19 protein-coding genes and 1 pseudogene are annotated in these 25009 nt (G+C 58.1%); 6 read left to right on the top strand and 14 right to left on the bottom strand.

Annotated elements, in window-relative coordinates; genetic code table 11:
* Positions 1 to 18: 18 nt before the first annotated feature.
* From K6L24_RS12390 to K6L24_RS12370, 5 genes are all read right to left on the bottom strand, one after another.
* Positions 19 to 1038 (bottom strand): LacI family DNA-binding transcriptional regulator, encoded by a 1020-nt coding sequence (locus K6L24_RS12390; RefSeq protein WP_062743548.1) that lies wholly within the window; start codon positions 1036 to 1038, stop codon positions 19 to 21.
* A 28-nt stretch (positions 1039 to 1066) separates the two neighbouring features.
* Entirely contained in the window at positions 1067 to 2476 is a 1410-nt protein-coding gene (locus K6L24_RS12385) for a sucrose-6-phosphate hydrolase (protein WP_118664255.1), read from the bottom strand.
* Positions 2473 to 3846 carry a sucrose-specific PTS transporter subunit IIBC gene (locus K6L24_RS12380; RefSeq protein ID WP_062743546.1) on the bottom strand — a complete coding sequence of 458 codons (1374 nt, stop codon included), beginning with the start codon at positions 3844 to 3846 and terminating at the stop codon, positions 2473 to 2475. Before K6L24_RS12380 ends, K6L24_RS12385 begins: the two co-directional genes overlap by 4 nt.
* A gap of 32 nt (positions 3847 to 3878) precedes the next feature.
* Positions 3879 to 5417: a carbohydrate porin gene (locus tag K6L24_RS12375; RefSeq protein ID WP_062743545.1), complete on the bottom strand. Its 1539-nt coding sequence runs from the start codon at positions 5415 to 5417 to the stop codon at positions 3879 to 3881.
* 144 nt (positions 5418 to 5561) lie between these two features.
* Positions 5562 to 6482, bottom strand: a complete 921-nt coding sequence (locus K6L24_RS12370; RefSeq protein ID WP_222681515.1) for an aminoimidazole riboside kinase — start codon at positions 6480 to 6482, stop codon at positions 5562 to 5564.
* 290 nt (positions 6483 to 6772) lie between these two features.
* Between K6L24_RS12370 and K6L24_RS12365 the strand changes: the two genes are divergently transcribed.
* Positions 6773 to 7450 carry a gamma-glutamylcyclotransferase gene (locus K6L24_RS12365; RefSeq protein WP_062743543.1) on the top strand — a complete coding sequence of 226 codons (678 nt, stop codon included), beginning with the start codon at positions 6773 to 6775 and terminating at the stop codon, positions 7448 to 7450.
* Positions 7451 to 7500: 50 nt separating this feature from the next.
* On the opposite strand, the gene K6L24_RS12360 is transcribed toward K6L24_RS12365, so the two are convergent.
* The 8 genes from K6L24_RS12360 to K6L24_RS12325 form a co-directional block, all read right to left on the bottom strand.
* Positions 7501 to 8916: a serine/threonine protein kinase gene (locus K6L24_RS12360; RefSeq protein WP_222681514.1), complete on the bottom strand. Its 1416-nt coding sequence runs from the start codon at positions 8914 to 8916 to the stop codon at positions 7501 to 7503.
* 35 nt (positions 8917 to 8951) lie between these two features.
* On the bottom strand, positions 8952 to 9902 hold the full coding sequence (locus tag K6L24_RS12355) for a hypothetical protein (RefSeq protein WP_062743541.1): 951 nt from the start codon (positions 9900 to 9902) through the stop codon (positions 8952 to 8954).
* Between the two features lie 14 nt (positions 9903 to 9916).
* Positions 9917 to 10693: a PP2C family protein-serine/threonine phosphatase gene (locus K6L24_RS12350; protein WP_062743540.1), complete on the bottom strand. Its 777-nt coding sequence runs from the start codon at positions 10691 to 10693 to the stop codon at positions 9917 to 9919.
* Positions 10690 to 11862, bottom strand: a complete 1173-nt coding sequence (gene tagH, locus K6L24_RS12345) for a type VI secretion system-associated FHA domain protein TagH (RefSeq protein WP_222681513.1) — start codon at positions 11860 to 11862, stop codon at positions 10690 to 10692. Before tagH ends, K6L24_RS12350 begins: the two co-directional genes overlap by 4 nt.
* 37 nt (positions 11863 to 11899) lie before the next feature.
* Positions 11900 to 12598: a type VI secretion system-associated protein TagF gene (gene tagF, locus K6L24_RS12340; protein WP_062743538.1), complete on the bottom strand. Its 699-nt coding sequence runs from the start codon at positions 12596 to 12598 to the stop codon at positions 11900 to 11902.
* A 13-nt stretch (positions 12599 to 12611) separates the two neighbouring features.
* Positions 12612 to 14720 carry a type VI secretion system membrane subunit TssM gene (tssM, locus tag K6L24_RS12335; protein WP_222682325.1) on the bottom strand — a complete coding sequence of 703 codons (2109 nt, stop codon included), beginning with the start codon at positions 14718 to 14720 and terminating at the stop codon, positions 12612 to 12614.
* Entirely contained in the window at positions 14720 to 15940 is a 1221-nt protein-coding gene (gene icmH, locus K6L24_RS12330; protein WP_118664250.1) for a type IVB secretion system protein IcmH/DotU, read from the bottom strand. The genes tssM and icmH overlap by 1 nt, the downstream gene beginning before the upstream one ends.
* Positions 15941 to 16051: 111 nt before the next feature.
* A complete protein-coding gene (locus tag K6L24_RS12325) occupies positions 16052 to 16564 on the bottom strand; it encodes an SH3 domain-containing protein (RefSeq protein ID WP_118664249.1) in 513 nt (170 codons plus the stop codon).
* 470 nt (positions 16565 to 17034) lie between these two features.
* Here K6L24_RS12325 and K6L24_RS12320 point away from each other — a divergent pair, with 470 nt between their 5' ends.
* The 3 genes and pseudogenes from K6L24_RS12320 (at position 17035) to cobA (ending at position 22176) form a co-directional block, all read left to right on the top strand.
* The gene (locus tag K6L24_RS12320) at positions 17035 to 18327 is read left to right on the top strand and encodes a nitrate regulatory protein (protein ID WP_222681512.1); all 1293 of its coding nucleotides are present in this window, start codon (positions 17035 to 17037) and stop codon (positions 18325 to 18327) included.
* Between the two features lie 120 nt (positions 18328 to 18447).
* A pseudogene (gene nirB, locus K6L24_RS12315) lies at positions 18448 to 21324 on the top strand (nitrite reductase large subunit NirB); the annotation flags it as partial.
* A 9-nt stretch (positions 21325 to 21333) separates the two neighbouring features.
* Complete coding sequence (cobA, locus tag K6L24_RS12310) at positions 21334 to 22176, top strand: uroporphyrinogen-III C-methyltransferase (protein WP_118664246.1); 843 nt, start codon at positions 21334 to 21336, stop codon at positions 22174 to 22176.
* On the opposite strand, the gene K6L24_RS12305 is transcribed toward cobA, so the two are convergent.
* The gene (locus K6L24_RS12305; protein ID WP_062743652.1) at positions 22119 to 22910 is read right to left on the bottom strand and encodes a DeoR/GlpR family DNA-binding transcription regulator; all 792 of its coding nucleotides are present in this window, start codon (positions 22908 to 22910) and stop codon (positions 22119 to 22121) included. The genes cobA and K6L24_RS12305 overlap by 58 nt on opposite strands.
* Before the next feature lie 378 nt (positions 22911 to 23288).
* Between K6L24_RS12305 and K6L24_RS12300 the strand changes: the two genes are divergently transcribed.
* Entirely contained in the window at positions 23289 to 24092 is an 804-nt protein-coding gene (locus K6L24_RS12300) for a transketolase (protein WP_062743651.1), read from the top strand.
* A gap of 2 nt (positions 24093 to 24094) precedes the next feature.
* Positions 24095 to 25009, top strand: a complete 915-nt coding sequence (locus K6L24_RS12295; protein ID WP_222681510.1) for a transketolase family protein — start codon at positions 24095 to 24097, stop codon at positions 25007 to 25009.

The raw sequence follows: 25009 nt of genomic DNA, 5'->3' as shown, positions 1-25009 counted from the left end.
GCGCCCGCTGGCCGGAAGTCAGACGGCTGAAACAGCTCGCCGCCATTTCAGGCGGGCTGGCAACCAGCGCTGTGTCACTTCTGGCGTCTGTTCATCAATCAGCTGCGTGACCATTTCAAAGCAGTTCCAGGCCAGCATCCGCTCATCCTGAGCCACGGTATCAATGCGCACCGACAGAGCGTCATACAGATAGTGGTCATCAAAGCTGCTCAGATGCATCGGTGTGTTCAGCAGGTCATGCTGACTGAGGTAGCGCAGCACGCCCTCCTGCAGGCCGCAGGCGGCGCAGAACAGCGCCTGTGGCACGCGGCCCAGCCGCGCATACAGTTCCGCGAACATCTCATAGCCTGAGCTGGCGTGGTAATGGCCGTGCATGATCCACTCCGGCTTCACGGCTACGCCGGCACGCTCCAGCCCCAGGCGAAAGCCTGCCAGACGGTCGCGGGTGGGGGAGATGCGCGGTTGCCCGCCAAAGAAGTAGATCTCTTCATAGCCCAGGCGCGCTACCCCCTCCATCAGGGTGGCGGTAGGCCCGGTGGCATCGGTGATCACCAGCGGCAAACTGGACTCGCCCAGATGGCGGTCAAACAGCACCACCGGCAGCTGCTGGTTAATTTTCTGATACTCGGTATCGTTCAACTGGCTGGAGGCTACGATCAGGCCATCGACCTGTCGCTGGATCAGATTGTTGACCGCCAGGGTTTCCTGACTGGCATTTTCCGCCGTGCAGGCGATTAACAGCTGCAGGCCGGCATCCCGGCAAAGCATCTCCAGCTCGTGCGAAAAACGGGCAAAGCCCTGGTTGGTCATTTCAGGCACCACCAGCCCGAGGGTATGGCTGCGGGCGGAGTTGAGGGCGCGCGCGTGAATACTCGGCTGATAGTGCTGCTGACGGGCAATTTCCAGCACGCGCTCGCGGGTGGCTTCAGCCACGCGCAGCTCTTTCCCACGGCCATTGAGCACCAGACTGGCGGTGGATTTTGAGACGCCCGCCAGCCGGGCAATATCATTAATGGTGATGCGTTTGTTTTTAGTCACAGTGGCTTAGGTGTGATGGTACATGAGCCTATTCTATCATGCATTGCCGCAAGCTCCAGTGACGCAGCCCGATCTGCCCCGTACCGTCGAAGCGCAGCTGCGGCTGTGGGGAGGGGAAATAGCGCGACGACATCACGGCCTCACCCTCGTTGACAAAGATTTCCACGCTCGAGCGATCGCACAGGATACGCAAAGTCTGTACCTCTCCCCGCCAGTAACGCTCTTCCGGTTTTCCACTGCGTAAATTGTGACGTTGTAACGTTAACCCCTGTGCGTTAATGCTGAGATGCAGGGCGCCGGCAAAATCCGCCTGGCACGTACCGCTGATCGTCATTTCTATCTCGGCACTGTCAATGTCCAGTGGTGGCAGCGTTGCCGCCCGCCCCGTCAGGCTCCTTTCACGCGACCGCAACTGCTGCAGTTCGCGGGCGGGGTGCTGAAACACCCGATCGCCGCGCAGTGTCAGTTCACGCGGGCAGGTCATGGTATGCATCCAGCCGCTGTCGCGGGTCGGCTGGAAGAACTCATCCCCGTCGGGGATCCCCATCCAGCCGATCATCAGACGGCGACCATCGGCACTGAGGCAGGTCTGCGGTGCGTAGAATTCGAAGCCGTGGTCGAGCTCGTGAAACTCGCCGTGCTGAAACTGCGCGCTGTCGTAGTCAAAACGTCCGCAAAAATAGCCGCTCTGGAAAGTATTACGCCAGCGCCAGGTTTCTGCAGGCAGGCCCTGCGGGCACACCACCAGCACGGCGGTGCCGTCGAGTTCAAACAGGTCCGGGCACTCCCACATATAGCCAAAATCATCCAGCCCGTTAAGCCGGCTGCCGGCGATTTCACCCAGCGACGTCCACTGGTGCAGGTCGGGGGAGCGGAACAACAGCACTTTCCCTTCAGACTGCTGATTCTGCGCGCCCAGCACCATGTACCACTGGCCTTCGTGCTGCCACACTTTCGGGTCGCGCACGTGGCCGGTGTATCCCTCCGGCAGTGCCAGTACCGGCCCGTGTTTTTGAAACTCGCCGTGCTCATCGCGGGTGGCCAGACACTGCCAGGCGGTGCGGCTGCCGTCGGCAAACTTAACGTTACCGGTGTAAAGCAGCGTCAGTACACCCGCGTTATCCACCGCACTGCCGGAATAACAGCCGTGACTCTCCCACGGTTCAGACGGGACCAGCGCGACCGGCTCGTGTCGCCAGTTCACCAAATCCTCTGAGCTCCACTGGCCCCAGAACTTGGCTCCGTGCGCGCAGGCCATCGGGTTCCACTGGTAGCAAAGCACGTAGCGGCCATCGAAGTGAATAAAGCCGTTCGGATCGTTCATCAGCCCGACCGGTGGGGCCAGGTGCCATGCCGGGCGGTGGCGATCCGCCGCGGCACGCTGCTGGCCGGAGAGTACCGACCGCAGCGCCTGTTTTAACAGGTGGGCTTCACTCATGCTTTCACCTCAAATTTGATTTTCAGCAGCAGCGACAGCACGAATGCCGTACCAAAGGCGATCACCATGCCGATCAGATAGTTGAGCATGGAGCTGGCCTGCACAATAGCCATCCCCGGCAGGGCAGTCAGGCCAACGGCAGTCATATTGACGTGCATTGTCACTACCCAGGCCCCGCCCAGCGCACCACCGACCAGTCCGGCAATGAAAGGTTTTATGTAGCGCAGGTTAACGCCGAAAATAGCCGCTTCGGTAATACCGAGCATGGCAGAAAATGCCGAGGGCAGCACGATGCTGCGCACCTTGATGTCCCGGGTTTTAAACCACACCGCCAGACATGCACCCCCCTGGGCCACATTGGCCATTGACCAGATTGGCAGCAGGAAGTTAACGCCAATTGACGGATTGCCCAGCAGCCCGGCCTCAATAGCATGGAAGCTGTGGTGGATCCCGGTGATCACAATCACCGAGTACAGCCCGCCGAACAGCAGCCCGGCCAGCCAGCCAGCATGGGCGATCAGCGTGCTGAGAACCAGTGAGATGCCGTCACCCAGCATCCGTCCCGCCGGGCCGATGATCAGCAGGGCGATAAAGCCGGAGATAATTACCGTCAGAAACGGCGTAAGAATGATATCCAGCGCATCGGGTATCACGCGGCGCAGTCGTTTCTCACAGTGGCTCATAAACCAGACGGCCAGCAGCACCGGGAAAACCGTTCCCTGATAGCCAATCATCGCAATTTCCAGACCAAAGAAGTTCATGGTATGGAAACCGCTGGCGACGCCCCACGCGTTGGTCAGCGCGGGGTGGGTCAGTATGCCGCCCAGGGTCGCCCCAAGATAAGGGTTACCACCGAATTCACGTGCGGCGGTAAAGCCAATCAGGATCGGCAGAATGATAAACGCCGCCGAGCTGCACATATCCAGCATGATAAACAGGGCGCTACTGGCGTCGACCCAGCCGTAAGTTTTCACCATGCCCAGCAGGCCCATCAGCAGGCCTGAAGCGACAATGGCCGGGATAATCGGCACGAAGATATTCGACAGCACGCGCGCTATGCGTTGAAACGGATTCAGCTTTTGCGCGGCAATATCGGCGGCTTCACTCTTGCTGGACTCGTTAATGCCCGCTTCTTTCACGAATGCCGCATGGACTTTATTCACGATGCCACTGCCGAAAATGATCTGCATCTGTCCGGCATTGCGGAAGCAGCCTTTCACCCCTTCCAGTGCTTCAATGGCCTCTTTCTGCACGAGTTCATCATCGACCATCACCAGACGCAGGCGCGTAGCGCAGTGCGCGGCGCTGGCGATATTTTCCCTTCCACCCAGTAAGGGCAGAAGTTCCCGGGCTGTTTTTTCAAAATTCATCATGTCACCTTTTCATTATTGTGATGAAGCCGTCAGAACCAGGTTTCCATCTGGACACCAAAGTTCCATTCGCCACCAGCGCTGAAGCCGCTGCTGCCGAAAGAGTCGTCGCTGGCGTAGCGGTCAAGTGAGCTGTCCCAGTCCATCCAGCTGGCAAAAACGCGTATCTCCGGGCGGGTAAAGAAGTCGCCAATGTCGGCCACTTTGAAGGTCGGAGCGACGGTCAGTTTCCAGAAACTGCCGGACACGGCCTGACGATCTTTGTACCCCTGCGGATCGAGATCCATATACTGATAGCTGCCTTCGTACGCGAGGGCGAAGTTCTGATTAATCTCCTGGATCAGCCGCGCGTTAACGGTGGCCCAGCGATAGTGATCGCCAGCGGCGTAACGGTCGCTGCTGGTCTGGGCCAGCACGGCCGGGGCAAAACTCCATGTCTTATTCAGCGGCGTCACGCCGTAGCTGGCCAGACGCCAGGTCTCCGCCTGCTGCGTCAGATTGCCGTCAGAACCCACGCCTTTGACTTCGGCACCCAGTCCGCGACCGTACAGCAGGGCAGTTTTCGCCGTGCCTTCGCGCAGGCCCCAGAAACTGTCGTTATGCAGGGCCAGCATGGCATGAACGCCCGTATCGCCCGCATTATCATTCTCACGGCTGGGGTTCAGGCGCTCGTCGTTATCTTTTGCGCGCAGGCCGCTGACCATCAGCTGGAACGGACCGGCAAAGTTATTGCTGGTGACAATGTAGTTCTGAATGGTGTTATCAATCGCCTCAATATCACCAAAATTACGGCCATACAGCGAGAAGTTGCTCTTCAGACCGTCGGTCAACTGCACGTCATAGATGCCGCCGCCGGTCCCGGCGAGGAACACTACGTCGGAATCCAGCCAGTGGATGTCGAAGTTATCGCGGTCAAAACGCTTACCGGCCCACAGGGTGCTGTTATCAAACGCACCGGTGAACGTCGGCAGATTGCCCAGCTCGACAAACGCCTGACGGATGTTCAGCTCTGAGGTGCTGCCGGTCCAGTCGTTATAGTCACGCTGTCCGTCGGCCAGCATCGCCTTGAAGCGCGTGGTTGCGCCGTTAGCCAGCTGCTGCTTGTGCTCAAAGTTCAGCTCAACATAGGTGTTGTTTTCATTACCAAGACGACCCACGGCTCCGCCGGTTTCACCGGCGGGCGTCATGAAGGGGCCACTTTGCGTACCGGCGGCCGAGTCATTCATGATCAGGCCGGAGCGCGCATAACCGTGAAACTCAAAGCCATCTGCGATCCTGCTGGTGGCCACCGGCGCGGCGGCGGGTGGCGCCACGCTGGCGGTCGCGGCGACGGGGGCCGTTACCTGCTGCGCTTGCTGCTGCTGAGAGCGGGCCTCCAGCCTGACAATTTTCTTTTCTGCCGCCTCGGCACGGTTTTCGGCCGTGGCCGCACGATCTTCGGCTTTTTGCAGTCGCTGTTCCATCGCCATCAGTCGCTCTTCCAGGCTGGTGAGCGTGGGGGCGGCGAAACTGACCGCCGGGGTGGCTAAGGCGAGGCTGATGGCGACAGCCAGTCTACGAGGTGTGATCATTTGCACGGTTCCCAGTGTGATTGTTTTGTTTTTGCTAAACCGGTTCGATGCAGAGAGTAAGCTAACAGGAATGTCCTGTTCAATCAGATTTGCTAACCCGGTTTAGGAAGTGTGACCGGGTTGGCAATTTGTGCGGGGCAGGGATCAGAATCGGGCGAGGTCGGCGGCGTGTGGCAGGGCCGTCATGGCGCCTTTAGCGGTGGTCGCGGCCGCACCGCTGCGCTGCGCCTGTTGGATGGCCTGCTCAAGGCGGGCGGGGGCCAGCGCATCGGTTTCAGTGGCCAGTGCTGCCAGCAGCCCGGCAACAAACGCATCGCCCGCTCCCGTGGTGTCGACCACCTCCACCGACGGGGCGGGGAAGTGCTGTACCGTTCCGTTCTGCCACAGGCTGACGCCCTCGCTGCCACAGGTCACCAGCAGCAGGGAGGGCTGATACGCGGCGGTAAATTCCGCGATGCCGTCGGTGAGACTGGCATGGCCGGTCAGCGTGGCGAGTTCATCCTCTGACAGTTTGATAATGTCTGCCAGCGCAAAGGCGCCGGCCAGCACGGTGTCCATCTCTGCCGGGTCCGCCCACAGATCCTCACGCAGGTTTGGGTCGAAGCTGACCCAGCCTCCTGCCGCTTTAATCGCCCGCATCGCCTGCATGGCCGCACGGCGGGAGGGGTCAGCACTCAGGGCAATGGAGCACAGGTGCAGGCCTTCACCGGCACGAAACGCCGGCAGGCGGTCAGCGGTGAGAAACAGGTCAGCAGAGGGACGCACCATAAAGGTAAACTGGCGTTCGCCCTGTGCATCCAGGCTGACCAGCACGGTTGATGTACGCTGGCCCGGCGCGCGATACATCTGCTCAATATCAACGTTCTCATCGCGTAGCGTCTGCTGCAGGAAGCGTCCAAACGGGTCGTCGCCGACACAGCCGATAAAACCACTGTTTCCACCCAGGCGGGCAATACCCACTGCGACGTTGGCCGGGGCGCCACCGGGGCACTTCAGCAGGTGAGTTTCACCTTCGGGCAGCAGGTCTACCACTGCGTCGCCCAGTACCCAGATTTTATTGCTCATCATCATTATCCTTAAGTGATTATCTGCCGAAAAGCTAAACTGGTTTAGCAAAAAAATCAAAGTTCTTTTTATCACTTTGTGGTGGAAGGACGGTGCAGGGGGTAAAGATTTCGCGCCGGCTGCCGACAAACTTAAGTGAAACTTTTTTTCTTTTGTGATCGCCTTCAAACTTGATTGCGCACGCGGAAATGCATAAGGTCATTCATCGCACTCATTTTTTTGCGAAAATCAGACCGTTGAGGGACGCAGTCAGAACAGCGTGGATGTTAAGCAGTGGTGTGGAGGTGGCAATGTTAACACGAGATTTTTTATTAAAGGCGGACTGCAAAACGGCCTTTGGTGATATTGAAGAAACGCTGTTGTGGACCTGCGAGCAGCGTGCCGCCTCGCTGGCGGCGGCCCTGGCCTGTCGTCCGGATAACAGCCCGGTATGGATTTTTGGCTATGGGTCACTGATGTGGAACCCGGTTTTTGAAGCGGATGAAGTCGCTGCCGGAACGCTGAAAGGCTGGCACCGCGCTTTCTGCCTGCGCCTGACAGCCGGCCGCGGCACGGCCAGCCAGCCCGGGCGTATGCTGGCGCTGAAAGAGGGGGGGCAGACCACCGGACTGGCCTTCTGTCTGCCTGAAGCCAGGCTGCATGAAGAGCTTGAACTGCTGTGGAAACGGGAAATGATTACCGGTTGCTATCTGCCGACCTGGTGTGATCTGGCGCTGGATGACGGTCGTACGGTGACGGCGCTGGTGTTTGTCATGGATCCTCGCCACGCGCTGTACGAGCCAGATTCCTGCCCGAAAACCATTGCCCCACTGATTGCCCAGGCTAAAGGGCCGCTGGGCACCAATGCGCAGTATCTTTTTTCACTGGAAACGGAACTAAAGCAGCGCGGGATGTATGACGACTGTCTGACCGATCTGGTACAACGGGTGCGTGAGCTGCAGGAATATCATAACGGACTGGTGGGATAGGCGTCCGTCCGGGGTGATCGCTCAACCGCCCCCCGGACAGAAACAGAAACTCAGCGTCCCGGATTAATCAGCCAGGTTCCTGGCCGATCGATCTTCAACTGCTGGCTGCGAACGCCGCTGGCGTTTTGCACTTCCAGTTGATAGTCCCCTGCCGCCAGATTAAGCGAAGCATAACCGCTAGTATTCGGTTTCACTTCCACCACGCTGCCATTCAGTAATAACACGTCGTCGCTGCTTAACTTCAGATACACGGTGGCCATCGCTGGCGCACTGGCAGGAGGCACCGCCGGGGAAGGGGTTGCGGTGCTGTTGCTGGCCGCTGCAGAGTGCTCCGGAACCGCGCTGTCCTCATGGTTAAGCCCCCAGACCAGTGCCACGACAGCGGCGACGGCCAGGCCGCTCAGTAACAGCAGCGGTCGCGACAGACGCTTTACCACGCGCGGTGCCATTACCGGCTCGGCAGCGCCCGCGGCCGGATTAACGGCCAGCACCACGGGTTCAGGGTCGGGAAGGGCGGGCTGTTCCTCCTGTGCAACGTCCAGGGAGGCGACCAGCTCCTCTATCTCACTGACCGGCAGGTCAATCAGGGCTGCCAGCTCATCCACGGATTGTGGTCGCTGCCGGGGATCCATTTCCAGAGCCCGGTCTATCGCGTGCAATAACGGCAATGAATACCCTTCGGGGCGCAGGGTACTCAGGGGCTGATAGCGATCTTCAATGCAGCGTACCACGCTGACCGGCGGGGGATTACCGGTGATCAGCGTATGCAGTACCGCGCCCAGCGCGTAAATGTCGGTCCAGGGGCCCTGATCGCTGTCGCCCTCTTCACTGTACTGCTCAATGGGCGCATAGCCGGGCTTGAGCATGATCTCCATTTCATCGGAAAGGTTTCCGATTTCTTTGCGTGCTGAGCCAAAGTCGAGCAGCACGGGTAACTGGTTATCCTGGATCTGAATATTATCGAGTGAAATATCACGGTGCAGATACCCGGCGCGGTGAATGGTATTGATAGCACCAAACAACGGCGGCAAAAGCTGCCGTATCCATGCTTCGTTAATACTCTCCGGGCTGGTCTGCTGCCACGCTTTCAGCGTCATCCCGCTGTAGAACAGCGTGCCCATGTAGGCGGTTCCGTTCTCTTCCCAGAAGCGCAGAACGTGCAGCAGACCCGGGTGATTAAAGCGGGCGAGAAGACGCGCTTCCTGGATAAAACTGTTCAGACCGGCATTAAACAGGCGCTGATAGCGCTCGCCGCGCAGACTGATGGCCAGATCCTCGTTGCGGCTGGCCAGCGAGACCGGCAGATACTCTTTAATCGCAATCGTGCGTTCAAGAAGATGATCCCAGGCACGGTAGACAATGCCAAATCCGCCCCCCCCAATCACTTCTTTGATTTCAAACTCGTTAAACCGGTAGCCAGCGGGAAGTGCGTTAGGTACATTTTTTTGTTGGTCATTAGCCGACATAGTGAAACTCTCATGGCGCCCTGTTGAGCGGGATATTAGTTAACGGTACGCCAGGCGCCAATCGCCGGGTCGGCCAGATCGGCGTGCAGGTCATCCACCAGCAGCACATTCACTTTCACACCTGCATCAATGCTATCTGACCAGGTTTTCCGCACAGCATCGACTTCCGTTTTCAACGCGGCGCCCTCGCGGGCCTGAGTTTTACTCATTTTTACCAGCAACGTGCCGTCAAACGACCAGACGTGCAGGCTATTGTTAAAGGGCAATACCAGCCAGCTGTCAGGGGCATCATCTCTTGCGAGCACCATACGCTGGTTGTTAACCGATACGACATCCAGAGACGCCCCGGTCGGGTGCAAATGGGCCAGCGGATAACCCTGATAAAAGTTTACTGCCAGCGATTCGCTCTTGTCGCCATGGGCCATGGTCAGTGTACTCTGACCATCGAGCCAGCCCTCCGTTGAGCAGTTCATGTTCTTATCATCCGGGATAAAGAGTGATTTACCCTTATCATCCCACCAGGTTCGAAAATGGCAGCCGCCTGGCAGATCAAAATGCTGGAGAGGTTCGGCATTCGCTGGCTGCGACAAATCGAGCGGCGAGGCGTTGCTGGCCGTTGCAGTCGCGGTGGCATCTGCCGTCACAATAGGACGCCAGCTCTGCTCCTTTGCTGCTGTTCCCGTGGCCAGTACCGCGCCCCGGGCGTTAGTCATCTGCCACGGCAGCTCCAGCAGTTTGCCGCACTGATTTTGCAGCAAATTGCCCACGCGCGGTAAGAAAGGGGTCAGAACATCTGACTCGGTACTTTTACCGGAGACAATACGCAGGTTCAACGTCTCCTGACACCAGGCAGCGGGCGCATTGCTGGAAACATTATCGATAAACACTTCCAGCTCAAGACTGGGGGAATAAACGACCCGGTAGTCCGCCGCCTGGGTCGTGGTAGCGAACAACAGAGTCAACGTAGCTGGCAACCAAAATTTCATAACATTCCTTGGTGTTAATCGCGTGGCGGAAGAAAGCGAGCAGAGTCCGCCATGGAGAAGAGTAGCGTGGTCTCCTGGGGTGAACCGACCCATACCGCCACGGCGCTCAGATTATCTGTTTTTACGCCGCGGTCGATGGCTTTTTGCATCAGCGCCAGCCACTCTTCCGGACAACTGACCATCCGGAGTGCCTGTTCCATCTCGACGGGGGTGAGATGACTCCAGAAACCATCGGTACAAATCAGGAAGGCATCACCATCCTGGAGCGTCACGACCTCACTGAAACCGTGCGGATGCGCCACATCAGCACCCAGGGCATTATAGAGTAAGCTGCTGTTAATGCCCGTGTTTTCATATCCCGCATCCTGTAACTGCTGCACCAGACTGTGGTCGCGGGTGACGCTATGTACAACGCCCCGCCGGAAAAGATATACCCGGCTGTCACCGGCGTGAGCCCACCAGGCATGCAGGTTATCCCGATCGATAAAGAGTGCCGCAAGCGTGGTACTCATCTGCCGAAAATTCGGATTATTCCTCTGCGCGCTGAGAATGGCCTGCTCGGTATTTTCAATCAGTACCGCCGTGCGGTCGGGCTGAAGAGGGGCATCGACGTCAAGCTGGGCCAGCAGGGTATCACGGGCAATTGTGGCCGCCATTTCACCGCCCGATGAGCCGGCGACACCGTCACAGACCATAAAGCAGGCGGCGTGCTGCCCCAGCAGGGCCCCGATGGTGTCCTGATTACTCTCACGGGCACCTTTCTGACTGGTGGTGGAATACGTAATATTCATAAGTCTTCCGGGCGGGTCTGTGAATCTTTATATTGATTCACTTCGATGTCATAGGCGTGCAGGAAGGCTTCGCCAAACAGAGTATGGAAATCATCCTCTATTTCACCCGACGTGCTCTGATAGTGACGCATAAAATAGTCCCAGAGTGCAGCTTTTTTGCAACGGGGTAACGCCATTCGCGGTAGTACGCCGTCGCGGCGGGCATGTTCTTCCAGACGCTGCGGGTTAAAGGATTGCAGCATGGCGGCAATAATCGCGCGGATACCGGCAATCATCCCTAACTGATGGGCCTGCAGGTCCACCAGGGCATCGCGCACCGCCTGCTCTGGCGGCATAAAACCTGGCATCTGGCTCTGGTAAATCTGCATCAGCACCGTTTTACCTGAGGGAAGAATTTTGAACGGATTGTTGGCCTCATTCAGGATCATCGTCATTTCCGCTTTCACTCCCCGTTTCAGGATCGAACGCGATGAAAGCAGCGCAACAGTACCCTGTGAAAACAGACTGAGCATACGCCCGGTAATACGCATCTGATCTTCTGTCAGCGGCGTTTTATCCAGCGTGGTGTCCAGCCCCATGCCTTCCAGCAGTGCGGCCATCAAACGCTGCTCACGATTACCCCCCTCCGGGGCGTCATGGGCGGTGGAGGACGTATCGTTGCTTATCGGGTCAATTCCCAGACGGGCCACGGTCTGACGGGCCGTCCGCATATCGGCTGCCCCGGTGTCAGGGCTTTCTGTCGGGAGCGGAGCAGGCTCGTGCGCGGGACTCTGCATCTGCAGGGGATCGTCGCTGTTGCCCCCCTCGTCACCAAATAATGACAACGGGTCAACCTGTTCCTGTGTCGCCATGCTGACTTGCTGCGGATCGCTGACGTCAATCTGATAAGGGCCGATAGCCAGTGTGTCACCGTGTTCCAGGGTGACCTGACTGCCGCGCATCAGTTCATTGCCGTTGTGGATCACCGCAATGACGCTACCCTGGTTGGTCAGGCGACAGTCGCCGTTAGCCGCCACATGTACCAGCGCCTGCAGGCGCGAGATCGCCCGCTCAGGATCCGGCAGCACCAGGTCGTTATCAACGCTGCGGCCAATCGTGCCGCCCGGTGGTACAAAATCGCAGGCGACGATCGGAATGTCGTCCTGGTTCTGTAAAATGGTCAATCGCATGCGTTTTTCCTGCAATAAAGCCGATGGCCAAAACACGCTATTCAAACATCGGAGGATAGAGTCCGTGACGGCCCGGCTTTAACCCGGCCGCCGGATGAAATAATTGCGAAAAGAGCTGTGCGGTCAGATTCCCGCTATGTTTGTGGCTGGTCAGGGGATACCCGTCACTCTGATTGGTCCACCAGTAACTGATGTACTGCAGTGGATCAAAATGGAGCGCCACTTCCCGCCATGCCAGCGTACAGGGCAGGTCCTGATAGCCAATCACATCCATAATATCGGAGCGCCCGGTATCCGGTAACGACAGGGGCGACATGCCGCGCAGCGCCTGCTCAAGCCAGTCTACAGAGTGTAACTGCTGAACGGACTGATTAAGCGTGGCACCCAACTCCTGAAACCACTCCCCGGAGATGGCCAGTTGGGCGGGATGCCAGGCACTCACCGGAACACTTTGCACCGCCAGCAGGGGCCATGCCCGTCCCACTCTGTCGCGCGACGGCATCAGGCAACCGATCTGTACCCGCTGAACCCCCAGGGTGGCGGGCAGGGCGAAGTTCCACACCGGTGCCCGGCTGAACGGGTCTGTCGTCCCATCATGATGATGGTGCCAGTGAGCCAGGCCAAGCTGAAACCAGTTCGACCAGCTGTCAATCAGCCCTTCCGGCATACGGCGATGCAAAAAGTCACCCGCCGTGGGCAGTTTGCCATACCATCCCAGGTCATTTCTCGCTGCCATAGTGATGACCCTATCAGTGAACGGGGTTGAGGCGACCCGCATCAAAAGTGTGCATTTCGGCAGAGGCTGTCGCAGTGGCCTGACGCCCGGAATTGTCCAGATTGAGCGCTAATGTTTTCACCATCAGCGCATTATCGCGCACGAAGGGAGAACTCAGAATCTGACGGTCCAGCAGTTGGCTTAAGTGCCAGTCGAGCTGTTGTAGCTCACGCGTTGTCACGCTGGCTGGCAGCTTGCGCTGCAGGTTCTGCATCACCCAACCCCGCAGAAACTCACCATCGTAGCTGCGCGGCTGATACAGCATCTGATAGGCGCGCAGGGCATTACGACTAAATTCAGCATCTTTCCCATCGTCATTACGGAGTGTGTAGGTGATGATTTGAGCGACCCTGGGCAGAAGCAATGATTTCAGCGCCCCCTGATACAGCCCCCACGTCGCATCACTAATCTGATCGCCACGGTAAAGCCCACCCCGCAGAGTCAGCGGTGGCGACGCCAGCGAAAAATGGCGACTTTGCGGCAAGGCGACCAGGGTATTTAAGAAGGGTAGCAGATCCAGGATATCACCGTGGTTATCCCGGGTGAGTTGTTTTGCCTGCTGCGTCACCGCGGGCAGGCGCGCGGCCACTTCCTGCAGGTAATCCTGATTTTTCATATAGCTGGTCAACCAGAGCGCCGACGTTCCCAGCAGGGCGACGGCGAGTGCCACATAGCCTGTCCTGTGTAGCAAGCGGTTACGATCTTCCCAGCGACGATCGCTGCCTGCCAGCCGGCTCTCTTTAAACACCACATCGCAGAGCAGGCCATGAATAAAGAAGCTTTGTCCTTTATTCGCCGGGATGGGGGCACTACGGTTCACGGTATCCCAGCTGGCAATAGACTGCCCTTGCGGCTGGGGTAGCTGCAGTTTACGCGACAGTTCGCCCATCACCCGGTCAAACGGCAGGCCTTCCTGAGTGCCGCTGGTAAAGAACAGACCCCGTGCGGCCCAGGGGGTTTCGCTGTGTTCCGGTGAAAAAACAATATCAAGGTATTCGGCCAGCAGAGGACGCAACGCGCTAAATTCCTGCGGAAACTGGAAACATTCTGCGCGCAAAGTCAGATCGCTTTCCTGCGCCATCTTGTCGCTGAGACCGGCCATCAGTCGGGAAGAGAGCTGCTTAAAGCGTTGTTCAAACTGCGTGTTCAGGCGTCGATCGTTTTGACGTCCTGGTTCCCACGGGAAGGTGAACCCACATATATCTTCTCGCTGCTGTTTATCGAGCCGGGCGAAATAGGACAGAAATCCCTTCAGCAGGTCGGTTTTAGTCACCATGATATACACGGGGAAGGCGATGCCGGTCTGCTGATGAAGTTCAGCCATGCGCTGACGCAGTGCGCTGGCCTGCGCATGACGCACTTCGGCGGAGTCACTCAACAGGTCGGCGACGCTGATGGTCATGATCACACCATTAATCGGCTGGCGTGGGCGATAACGTTTCAACAGGGTAATAAAGGTCTGCCATTCACTGGCATCGCGTGCGCGCTGACTCTCCTGCAGAGTGTAGCGCCCTGCCGTATCCAGCAGCACGGCCTGGTCGGTAAACCACCAGTCGCAGTGACGGGTACCGCCAATGCCGCGAAGGGCGCTTTTACCGAGTGTATCGCTGAGCGGAAATTCCAGACCGGAGTTGACCAGCGCCGTCGTTTTTCCTGCGCCGGGCGCGCCGACAATCAGATACCAGGGTAACTGATAGAGATATTGTGCGCTGAAGCGTCGCAGCCAGCCTTTACGCCTGCCGAATTGCGTTTTCTTTAACAGCATGGCCGCTTCACTGAAGCGGTTATCCAGCATTTCACCCGTCGCCTGAAGCTCCGCATGATCGATGTTGCTGATTTGCAGGCGCGTCAGCAGCTTGCTATTAAACCAGGCGCGGTAAAGCTGAGGGATAAGCTGAAAAAGTATCCATAAAAAGTAGGTCAGGCCGATTAACAACTGACGGTTCAGCGGGCTGTCCAGCCCCTGCAGTGGGGTCAGTGAGAGCAGGGGGCCGACCATCCAGATGAGCGCAGAGAGCGCGGTGACGCCAATGAGTCCCCAGAGCAGGCGGCTGGAGAGCAGTGAAAAGAAGGTCTTTAGCATCATTTTTTCCCCGTAGAGTGGCTGTCGTCTGACTCAGGAGCAGCGAACAGGGTGATTTCAACACGGCGGTTCTGCGCACGATTCTCTGTGCTGTCGTTCGGTAACAGCGCGCCGCTGTCGCCCCGTCCCTGAGCGTGAACGCTGATCCCCGGCTGGGACATCATCTCAGCCATCATGGTGCTGATGGCACGCGCCTGGGCGGCAGAGTATTCATAATTTGACGGGAAGCGACGTGAGAGCACCCGCTGATCATCGGTGAAAACGCTCACCAGAATGGTGCCTTTAGCCGACTCCATGGCCGTGGCTACGCGGGCTATCAGCGCACGCCCCTCCTGGGAGAGTCCGGTTGTGGCAGGTTCAAACAGCCGGTCAGCGGACAAAATCACTTTACTGCCGTTATTACTGTCCGCGACGTCGAGTTTGCGCTCAATAATCAGGTCGCTCAGGCGCTGACGTAAGTCCAGCAGAGCCTGTGGGGCGGTCGCGCGTTGTCCGGTCACCACTTTTGGCAATGGGGTTTGCCAGATTTGCCGCAGCAGAGGTTCAGCGGCATTGCCTAACCGCCAGTTGAGCGTGGAAAAAAAGACGCAGCCGATGAGGGTGGCGAGGGAAAAACAGACCCAAAGAGGAACCGGCGGACGCCACAGCGTACTTTGCCCGGCGGCAATGGACGTTTGTGGTAACGGTTGTACTTCTTCGACACGCACATCCCGAATCAGCTGGGCCAGACGGGTGCGAACGGCATCACGCTGCAGGCGACCATTATCCATACTGCGGTAACGACCTTCATAGCCCAGCAGTAAACAAAAATGGATCACTTCCAGCAGCCAGAGATGCTGGGCAGGATTCTGTGAAATGCGTGACAGCAGCTGGAAGACTTTTTCGCCGCCCCAGCTTTCATTGTGAAAGGTTACCAGCAGGCCATTTGCAGACCAGACGCCACGGCTGCCCCACGGCGTTTGCGCAGCGGCTTCATCCAGCACGGCGCACAGGCAGTAGCGGGCACCAATAATCATTTCAAAGGGCATCCCCGCCTGTTTACAGCGTGCCTCAAACTGTCGCATTTCATCGATCAGCTGATGGCGTAAACCGGCCGGGTCGTCATGGGTAGCCGCCAGGCGGATCTGTACAATCGCATTAAGCAACGGCGAGGCAGCGACCAGCAAGGCATTGTCTTGGTTGACCGGAGTGGCGGGGTCAACAGGGAATTCCGACGTCATGAGGATGTGTTATTCTCGGCTGTATGCCAGGAGGCAAATAGGAAACTTTACCAGACGCAGAAGAAACGCGTTGGCTGCCATCCCTGGCAGCACAGTGCCTTAATAAGCGCGTTACTCCAGAATCCAGGTCGCCGTATTATTGTTGCGGCAGGCTTTACTCTTGCCGCCAACATCGACGCATACTTTTTTGCTGTTTTTACGCGGCCGTGGACGATCGCTGCGCACTGTGGCGTCGTACAGCTCACTTTTCACACCGGCTTTCAGCGGTACGTAACCAATCAGCTGCTGCTGATCGACGTCAGCAATGGCAAACCAGCGGTTCTCCACTTCACCCAGTACCAGAAAAGGTTTGCCGTTTTCCAGATAGCGCACCACTTTGCCGCCATAGTCCGGGCTGGTCATGACGGAGGCATTGTAGAGCGCGCGATAGTTCTCATTCACAGGCGTGAAGGACGTAGGCGCTTTCACCGCATGTCGATGTGTTAGCGTCGCGCCATCGACGACACTGGTCATGACCGTATCATCATTGACCGGAGGAGGGGGCGTTTTGCACCCTGATAACGTGAGCGCGGCCAGCAGGGTAAACGCGATGCTAATTTTCACTTTAGTCCTCGTGAATATCATCAAATAATCGGGTTCTTTTCAGATGCGACAGGGCGACTCTGAGCGACTCCAGGAACGCGTGATTAAACGCGGTGTGGCCTGTACGTTCCGGGAGGAAAATTCACAGGTTTACATAAAGATAATTCTTACGTCAGTTTACCTGACGCTTTTGGGAATGGAAACCATTGCGGACGCCGGATGAACATGTTAATGCGGGCGGCGGGCGTGACAGAGTTTGCCTGAAAGGTGACAAAACGGCAATTTGATTAGTATCAATAATCAGTATTCCGTCCTGCGCTATGCTGTCCGCCTGAAAACCACGCGATGCCTGACATTAACATACGCGAACGCAGCAGCATGACTGATTGATTGCAGCCGGTTAATGACCTCCGTCGGCGCGCCCTTTTTCAGGGAAGTGCCAGGCGGTATCCATGCGGTGCGCGACGAGAGGGGGAGTGTCAGGTCGATGAAAAAAAAGCAGGGTATGAACGATGAGCGGGGGTGATCCTTCTCCGCTGGCGTACCTGCTGGCTTCGCGTCAGCGGGAAATCGCCAGCCTGCGCTCCCTTTTACAGAAGGGCCGACTGACCACAGAGGTCAGTCAACTGATCCATGAAATCCAGCGGGAGCGCGGGGCCAGTAATCTGTGGCTCTGTACGACAGGGCAGATGTTCGGTGACGAACTGTCACAGTGCAGTCGTCGTGTCAGACACAGCCAGAGCGAGGTCATTGCCCTGTTGCCTGCGTTGCCAGAGGACGACAGCGACGGGCTGGTCTCCAGCCGCTTGTATAGCCGGATTGCTACAGCGCTACAGGCGCTGGGTGAACGGGACGTTCTGCGCGAGCAGGTACAGCAGCGTACCCTCTCCCATGATGCGGCGATGGCGCAGTTTAACCATATTATTCGCCAGCTCCTGAACCTGATATTTGAGATGGTAGATACAGCCTCTGACCCCGGTGTTTCCCGCGCGCTGATTGCTATGTTCAGCTTTATGCAGGGTAAAGAACTGGCCGGTCAGGAGCGCGCCATGGGGGCGGCGGGGTTTGCCTCAGGAAGACTGACGATGGCGCTGAGCCAGCAGATTGTGGCGTTGATAGATGCCCAGGAACGCTGTTTTAGCCATTTTGTCGGTTTTGCAGACGATGACAGTCTGCAACGCTGGCAGCAGGTGGCGCAGGAAGAGAGCGACATCGAGCGACTGAGGCGTATTGCCTGTACCACGTTATGTCAGGATGAGCCGGATGCAGCAATGGCGCTGCGCTGGCATCAGTGCCTGACACGGCGAATTGACGGTATGAAAACTGTCGAGGACAGGCTGGCGCGTGCCGTGATGCAGCGCTGCCGGCAGAGTATTGCACATGCCGAGGCGCAGGGTCAGAGCCTGACAGACGACCTGCTCCAGCAGCAGATGCAAAACCGGGCAAATGAGCCGGCGTGGAGCGTCTTTATCGCCGCGGAGGACTGGCAGAAAACGTCCCCGGCAGAGCCGCTGGAGGCCGATGCTCTCACCCCACGGCTGGGACGGTCGCTGCTGGCGATGATCCAGCAGCAGTCAAAACGGCTACAGGATCAGGATGACGAGCTGGCTGCTTTGCGCGCCAGCATTGAAGATCGTAAGCAGATCGATCGCGCTAAGGTACTGCTGATGCACCATCACGGCTACGGTGAAGAACAGGCCTGGCAGGCATTACGTAAAATGGCGATGAACCAGAACAAGCGCATGGTGGAAATTGCCAGCGCGCTGATGGCGGTGGCTTCTGCGTTTGAACCTGCGAAAAAGTAGTCGCCTGCGCAAAGGTAACACAACATAAAACGGAGCGGTTTCGCCAATGGCGGTGAAACCCCTCTTCGGATAACGGCGTCCAGCTCCCTGCATCAGGCAGGGGGGTGGGCGCTTTTTTTTTGGGTTTTTCAGAGAGTGACAATGATGAGCAATTCACAAAGCAGAGTACCCGCCCCGGGCAACGCGGCTGAAGCCGCCGGCAAACCCACGCTGGTGGTCATCGGGCATGGCATGGTCGGCCAGCACTTTCTGGAGCAGATGGTCAGCCTGGCGCTTCATCAGCAGTATCAGATTGTCGTGTACGGCGAGGAGCGCTATGTCGCCTATGATCGCGTCCACCTGTCGGAATACTTTGCCGGTAAGGGGCACGCCGAACTGTCGCTGGTGCCACCGGGATTCATGGAACAGAACGGCATACAACTGCGCACCGGGCGTCAGATCGTCGCTATCGACCGCCAGCAACAGCAGGTGCGCGAAGCCGACGGGCGCGTGCAAAATTATGATCGGCTGGTGCTGGCGACCGGTTCCAGCCCGTTTGTGCCCCCAATCCCCGGCAGTGAGCACGCGTCCTGCTTTGTCTATCGCACACTGGACGATCTGGATTCCCTCGCAGCCAGGGCAGCCACGGCAAAACGCGGCGTGGTGATCGGCGGCGGATTACTGGGGCTGGAAGCGGCCAATGCGCTGAAGACGCTGGGGCTGGAGACATCAGTCGTGGAATTGTCTCCACGGCTGATGGCGGTACAGCTTGATGAGGGCGGGGCTGCGATGCTGCGCCGTAAAATCGAGGCGCTCGGGGTTAAGGTACTGACCGGCAAGGCCAGTCAGGGCATTGACGTGCAGAAAGACGGCACGCTGCGGCTCAATTTTGCCGATGGCAGCGAACTGGAAACCGACCTTGTGCTGTTTTCGGCGGGGATCCGCCCGCGCGATCACCTGGCAGCCTCAGCCGGGCTGACCCTGGGGCGGCGCGGGGGCGTGGTCATTGATGACCGCTGCCAGACTTCCGATCCCGCCGTCAGCGCCATCGGTGAGTGTGCCGTCTGGCAGGGCAATCTCTATGGTCTGGTCGCCCCCGGCTACCAGATGGCACGCGTGCTGGCCGCGACCCTGGCCGGGGAAGCGGGCGCCTTTAGCGGTGCAGATATGAGTACCAAACTCAAACTGCTGGGGGTGGAAGTGGCTTCAATGGGGGATGCCCACGGCACCACCCCGGGCAGCCAGAGCTATTACTGGACCAATGAACCCCATGAAATTTATAAAAAGATTGTGGTGTCCGCCGATGGTAAAACGCTGCTCGGTGGCGTGCTGGTCGGAGACAGTAGCGAATACAGCCTTCTGCTGCAGATGATGCTCAACGGCATGGCCCTGCCGGATGCACCGGAAACCCTGATCCTGCCGCAGAGCGCTGGAGCACCATCGAAAGCGCTGGGCGTGGCGGCACTGCCGGACAGTGCTCAGGTTTGTTCCTGTCATAACGTGACCAAAGGAGACATCTGCGCCGCAGTCAGAGCCGGGTGCAGTGATATGGCCTCGCTGAAGGCCAGCACCAAAGCCGCCACCGGCTGCGGAGGATGCGCCGCGTTGGTTAAACAGGTGATGGAGTATCAACTGGCCGATCTGGGCGTGGAGGTGAAGAAAGATATCTGCGAGCACTTCCCGTGGTCACGGCAGGAGCTTTATTCGCTGATCCGCGTCGGCAACATCAAAAGCTTCGAACAGCTGCTGGCTAAACACGGGCGCGGCTGCGGCTGTGAGATCTGTAAGCCGCTGGTGGGGTCGATGCTGGCCTCCTGCTGGAACGAGTATCTGCTGACGCCAGCTCTGCTACCGCTTCAGGACACCAATGACCGCTATTTTGCCAATATCCAGAAGGATGGTACTTACTCGGTCGTGCCCAGGATGCCAGCCGGTGAGGTCAGCGCCGAAGGACTGATTGCTATGGGTGAAATAGCCCGTGAATATGGCCTTTACTGCAAAGTCACCGGCGGGCAGCGTATCGATCTGTTTGGTGCCCAGCTGGAGCAACTGCCCGAAATCTGGCAGAAGCTGCTGGCCGCCGGGTTTGAGACCGGCCATGCCTATGGCAAATCGCTGCGCACCGTGAAGTCCTGCGTGGGCTCCACCTGGTGCCGCTACGGCGTACAGGATTCTACGGGCTTTGCCGCCCGGCTGGAGAACCGTTACAAGGGCCTGCGCTCACCGCACAAAATCAAAATGGCGGTGTCCGGCTGTACGCGGGAGTGCTCCGAAGCCCAGAGTAAAGACATCGGGGTGATCGCCACCGACAAAGGCTGGAACCTTTACGTCTGTGGCAACGGGGGAATGAAACCGCGTCATGCCGATCTGTTTGCCAGCGATCTGGATGATGAAACCCTGCTGCGTTACGTCGACCGCCTGCTGATGTTTTACATCCGTACCGCTGACCGCCTGCAGCGCACCAGCGTATGGATGGATAACCTCGAAGGGGGCCTGACCTATCTGCGTCAGGTGGTGATTGATGACGTCCTCGGCGTGGCCGCCGAGCTGGAAGCGGATATGCAGCGCGTGGTCGACAGCTACCAGTGTGAATGGCAGACCACGCTGGCCAGCCCCGATCGCGTGGCGCTGTTCCGTCGTTCGGTCAACGAGGTGCAACCCACCTCGCTGTGGAATGCCGTATGCCAGATCGAGGACATTCCACCGCAGGCAGGGATAGGTGCCCGGCTGGGCTCACAGCCGATTGCGTTGTTCCGCCTGGACGATAAGGTTTACGCGCTGGACGATCTGGAGCCGGGAACCGGGGCCAACGTGCTGTCGCGCGGTCTGCTCGGGGACAGCGGTGGTGATGCGCTGGTGATCTCGCCGTTGTACAAACAGCGTTTCCGCCTGCGGGACGGGCAGAGCCTGGATAATCCGGCCCTCTCACAGCGCTGCTGGCCGGTGAAAGTAGAGCAGGGACAGGTATGGGTCGCCAGCACGCCAATGGTGCAGGCCGGAAAAACGATCACCGCTTGAGGGTAACCGATGACTGCGAAAATTCCTTCTCTTGATAAACTGCTGGCCGGGAATATGGTTCCCGGCCAGCAGGGGGCCGTATGGCTGGTAGGAGCCGGCCCGGGTGCCGTTGATCTGCTGACGGTTCGCGCGTTGCGTCTGATTGAACAGGCGGAAGTGGTTGTCTATGACCGGCTGGTCAGCCCGGAGATCCTTGCGCTGATCCCGCCTGGTGCACTGAGCATCGACGTCGGAAAAACGCCGGGCTTCCACGGGATGAAACAGTCGCAGATTAACCAGCTGCTGGAAGATCTGGCCCGCGCCGGGCGGCAGGTTGTCCGGCTGAAAGGGGGGGATCCCTTTATCTTCGGCCGGGGCGGTGAGGAGATGGTGTGGCTGCAAAAAGCCGGAGTTACCTGCCATATTGTGCCCGGTATTACTGCTGCCACCGGCTGTGCTGCCGCCAGCGGCATCCCGCTGACTCACCGTGACCTGGCTCAGTCTGTGCGCTTTATTACCGGTCACGGGCGTGACGGGAAACCGCGACTTGACTGGGAAAGCCTGCGCGACGCACGTCAGACGCTGGTGTTTTATATGGGGCTGACCTGGTGTGAAGCCTTAAGCGGACAGCTGATCCTGTCCGGGCGTGATGCCGCTACCCCGGTGGCGATCGTCGAGCGGGGAACAAGGGCAGACCAGCGCACCCTGATCACCCGTCTTGACCGGCTGGCGCAGGCCGTGGCCTTGCACCAGCCGCAGTCACCCAGTCTGTTAATTGTGGGCGAAGTAGTGAGCCTTTATCGCCCCGACGCCGTTCAGGTCGCCACCAGTACGGTGATCCCCAGCGCTTCAAAGGCCGAGATCGACGCCTGACTGATGCCGCTGTCGGTGATCAGATAGTGGATTTTGCTCCAGTCACACGGCAGCGCAAACATCGAGACTTTGTCGATTTTGCTGGAATCGGCCACCACATAAACCGTGCTGGCTGAATGGATCATCGCACTTTTCACTTTGATATCGGTTTCGCTGGGAAAACTGAGGCCCAGACGGGGGGAGATACAGGCCGTCGCCAGAAACAGCTTTTCTGCCAGCACGTTTTCAAAAAAGCTGGCGGCTTTTTCACCCGAAGTGGACAGGGTCGGAAACTTAAAGGTACCGCCGGTGAGCAGAATATTGATCCCCGGCTCCCCGCCCAGCTTCAGGGCGATATTCACCGCATTTGTGACCACCGACAGCCGCCGGATATGTGCCATATGATTGGCGATAGCGGTGGTGGTGGTGCCGGAATCGAAAATCACCGTATCGCCGTTTTCGATATGTCGGGCTGCCAGCCGGCCAATGGCATCTTTCGCCTCCATATGGGTCTGCCGTTCCAGCAGCAGCGCGCCGGTATTTTGCTTGCCGGTCATTAGTGTGGCGCCGCCGTGATAGCGCTGCACATGCCCCTCTTTCTGTAATATCCGCAGGTCGGTGCGCAGCGTCGCCTCCGTCAGGCCGAACGTCTCTTTCAGCCTTTTCACCGTGACGGTGCCATCCTCACGGATCATTTCCAGGATTTTTTCCCGCCGCTGCTGCATATCAGCCAGCTGTTCATTTTTGTTTTTCACGTCAGTCACTCCCTTTACCTGAAAGCGGGTCGCAGGGCCGCCAGCCGGGCTGCTGCGCTAAATAGTAACCCCCGACCGGAGCAATTGCGAGGATAGCGAAGGGGACTTTTCATTTTCGAATGAAAGTCACAAATGGTCATTTTGTTGATTTAACTGGCTTTTAACGTTAAGAAACTGGATTGAATTGTCATCTTTAATGCTTAATTTATTGATTATTATGATGTTATGTTATTTTTGTGCTTTTGTTTGAAATATGATCAACCCCACAATATGATAACAAACGATAGCGTATATTTTTATTCGAAAACGAAATTGCCGCAGCAGACTGTCATATCAGCACGCTATCCCGCCCGCGGCGTCACAGATGAAGAGGTAATGATGGATTTTCAGGCAATCAAACAGACGGCGCGCCAGGCCCGGCGCTACGTACTGCAAATGAATCATCGGGCAGGCAAAGGGCACACCGGCGCCGACCTCTCAGAGGTGGATATCATCTGCACCCTGTTTATGGCGGTGATGGATCGCAGCCGTCCGCGTCCGGATCAGGATCGTTTCATCCTGTCAAAAGGCCACGGCGCTGGCGGACTTTACTGCAGCGCGGCGGCGATGGGGCTGATAGACCCGGCGATCCTTGACCAGTTTATGGGCGACGATACGCTGCTGGCGGGGCATCCCATCCACCAGAAGCTGCCTGAACTGGTGGAAATTAACTCCGGAGGATTAGGCCACGGCCTGTCGATCGGTGTCGGCCTGGCGCTGGGGAACAAACTTTCTGGTCGTGCTGATCGCAGGGCCTTTGTCCTGCTGGGCGACGGCGAACTGGCGGAGGGGTCGAACTGGGAAGCCGCCATGTCGGCCAGTAAATTCAGGCTGGAAAATCTGGTCGCCATTGTCGATCGCAACCGCCTGCAACTGGCCGGTAAAACAGAGGACATTATGCCGCTGGAGCCACTGGCCGATAAATGGCTGGCCTTTGGTTTTGAAGTGCTCGAATGCAACGGCCACGATCCCGAAGCGATAGCCGCCGCCGTGAACCAGCCGGGCATCGGTAAACCGCGCGTTATTTTAGCCAATACCGAAAAAGGGCACGGTATCTCCTTTATGGCCAACGTCCCGGCCTGGCATCACGCCGTACCTGACGATGAACAGCTGGCCCTTGGGCTGGCCGAGCTGGAGGATTAAACATGCAAGACTTACGCGACGCCGTGATTGCTACGCTGGTGCAAGCCCAGAATGAGGGAGCAGACCTCAGCGTGATGGTGGCCGACTCCACCTCTACGTCAAAAATTGCCCCGTTCGAGAAAGCCTTTCCTGATCGGGTGATCAACGTCGGTATTGCCGAACAGAATATGGTAGGAATGGCGGCGGGAGTGGCACTGAGCGGCCGCACCGTCTTTACCGCTAACGCGGCCCCGTTCCTGTTCGCCCGATCAAACGAGCAGCTGAAAAATGACGTCTGCTACTCCGAAACCAACGTCAAAATGCTCGGCCTGAATGCCGGTTTTGCTTACGGCCCACTGGGGGCAACCCACCACTGTACTAATGATATCGCCATCGCCCGCTCGATGGGGAATCTGCAGATTTTCGCGCCGGCGGATGCAATCCAGGCCAGCGCCATCGCCCGCCACGCCATCAGCCATCAGGGGCCGGTCTATATCCGCATGGACAGCGACAAAGTGCCGCTGCTGCACGACGCGGACTATCAGTTTGTTCCTGGAAAACCGGAAGTGTTGCAGCAGGGAACCGACACCGTGGTGTTCTGCCTGGGCACGCTGGCTCATGAAGCGCTGGCAGCGAAGGACGACAGCATCACTATCGTCTCGCTGCCTTCCCTGTGGCCGCTGGACGAAGCGGCCGTCGTGGCCCTGATCGCCGCCCACCGTCAGGTCATCACCATGGAGGAGCATGTCCTGAGTGGTGGACTGAGCAGCATTATCGGCGAGCTGCTGCTTCAGCACAGCCTGCGCCAGCGCTTTGTTCCGCTGGGTATTCCCCCTTATGAATTTACCCACAGCAGCAGCCGTGCCGCCCTGCGTCGCCAGTTTCGCATCGATGCCGACGGTCTGCGAGCTACGTTAGAAAACCTGGTTGCCGCGTAA

This window comes from Erwinia persicina, assembly GCF_019844095.1.
GTDB classification, from domain to species: domain Bacteria; phylum Pseudomonadota; class Gammaproteobacteria; order Enterobacterales; family Enterobacteriaceae; genus Erwinia; species Erwinia persicina.
This window is presented reverse-complemented; position numbering and strand designations above follow the sequence as displayed.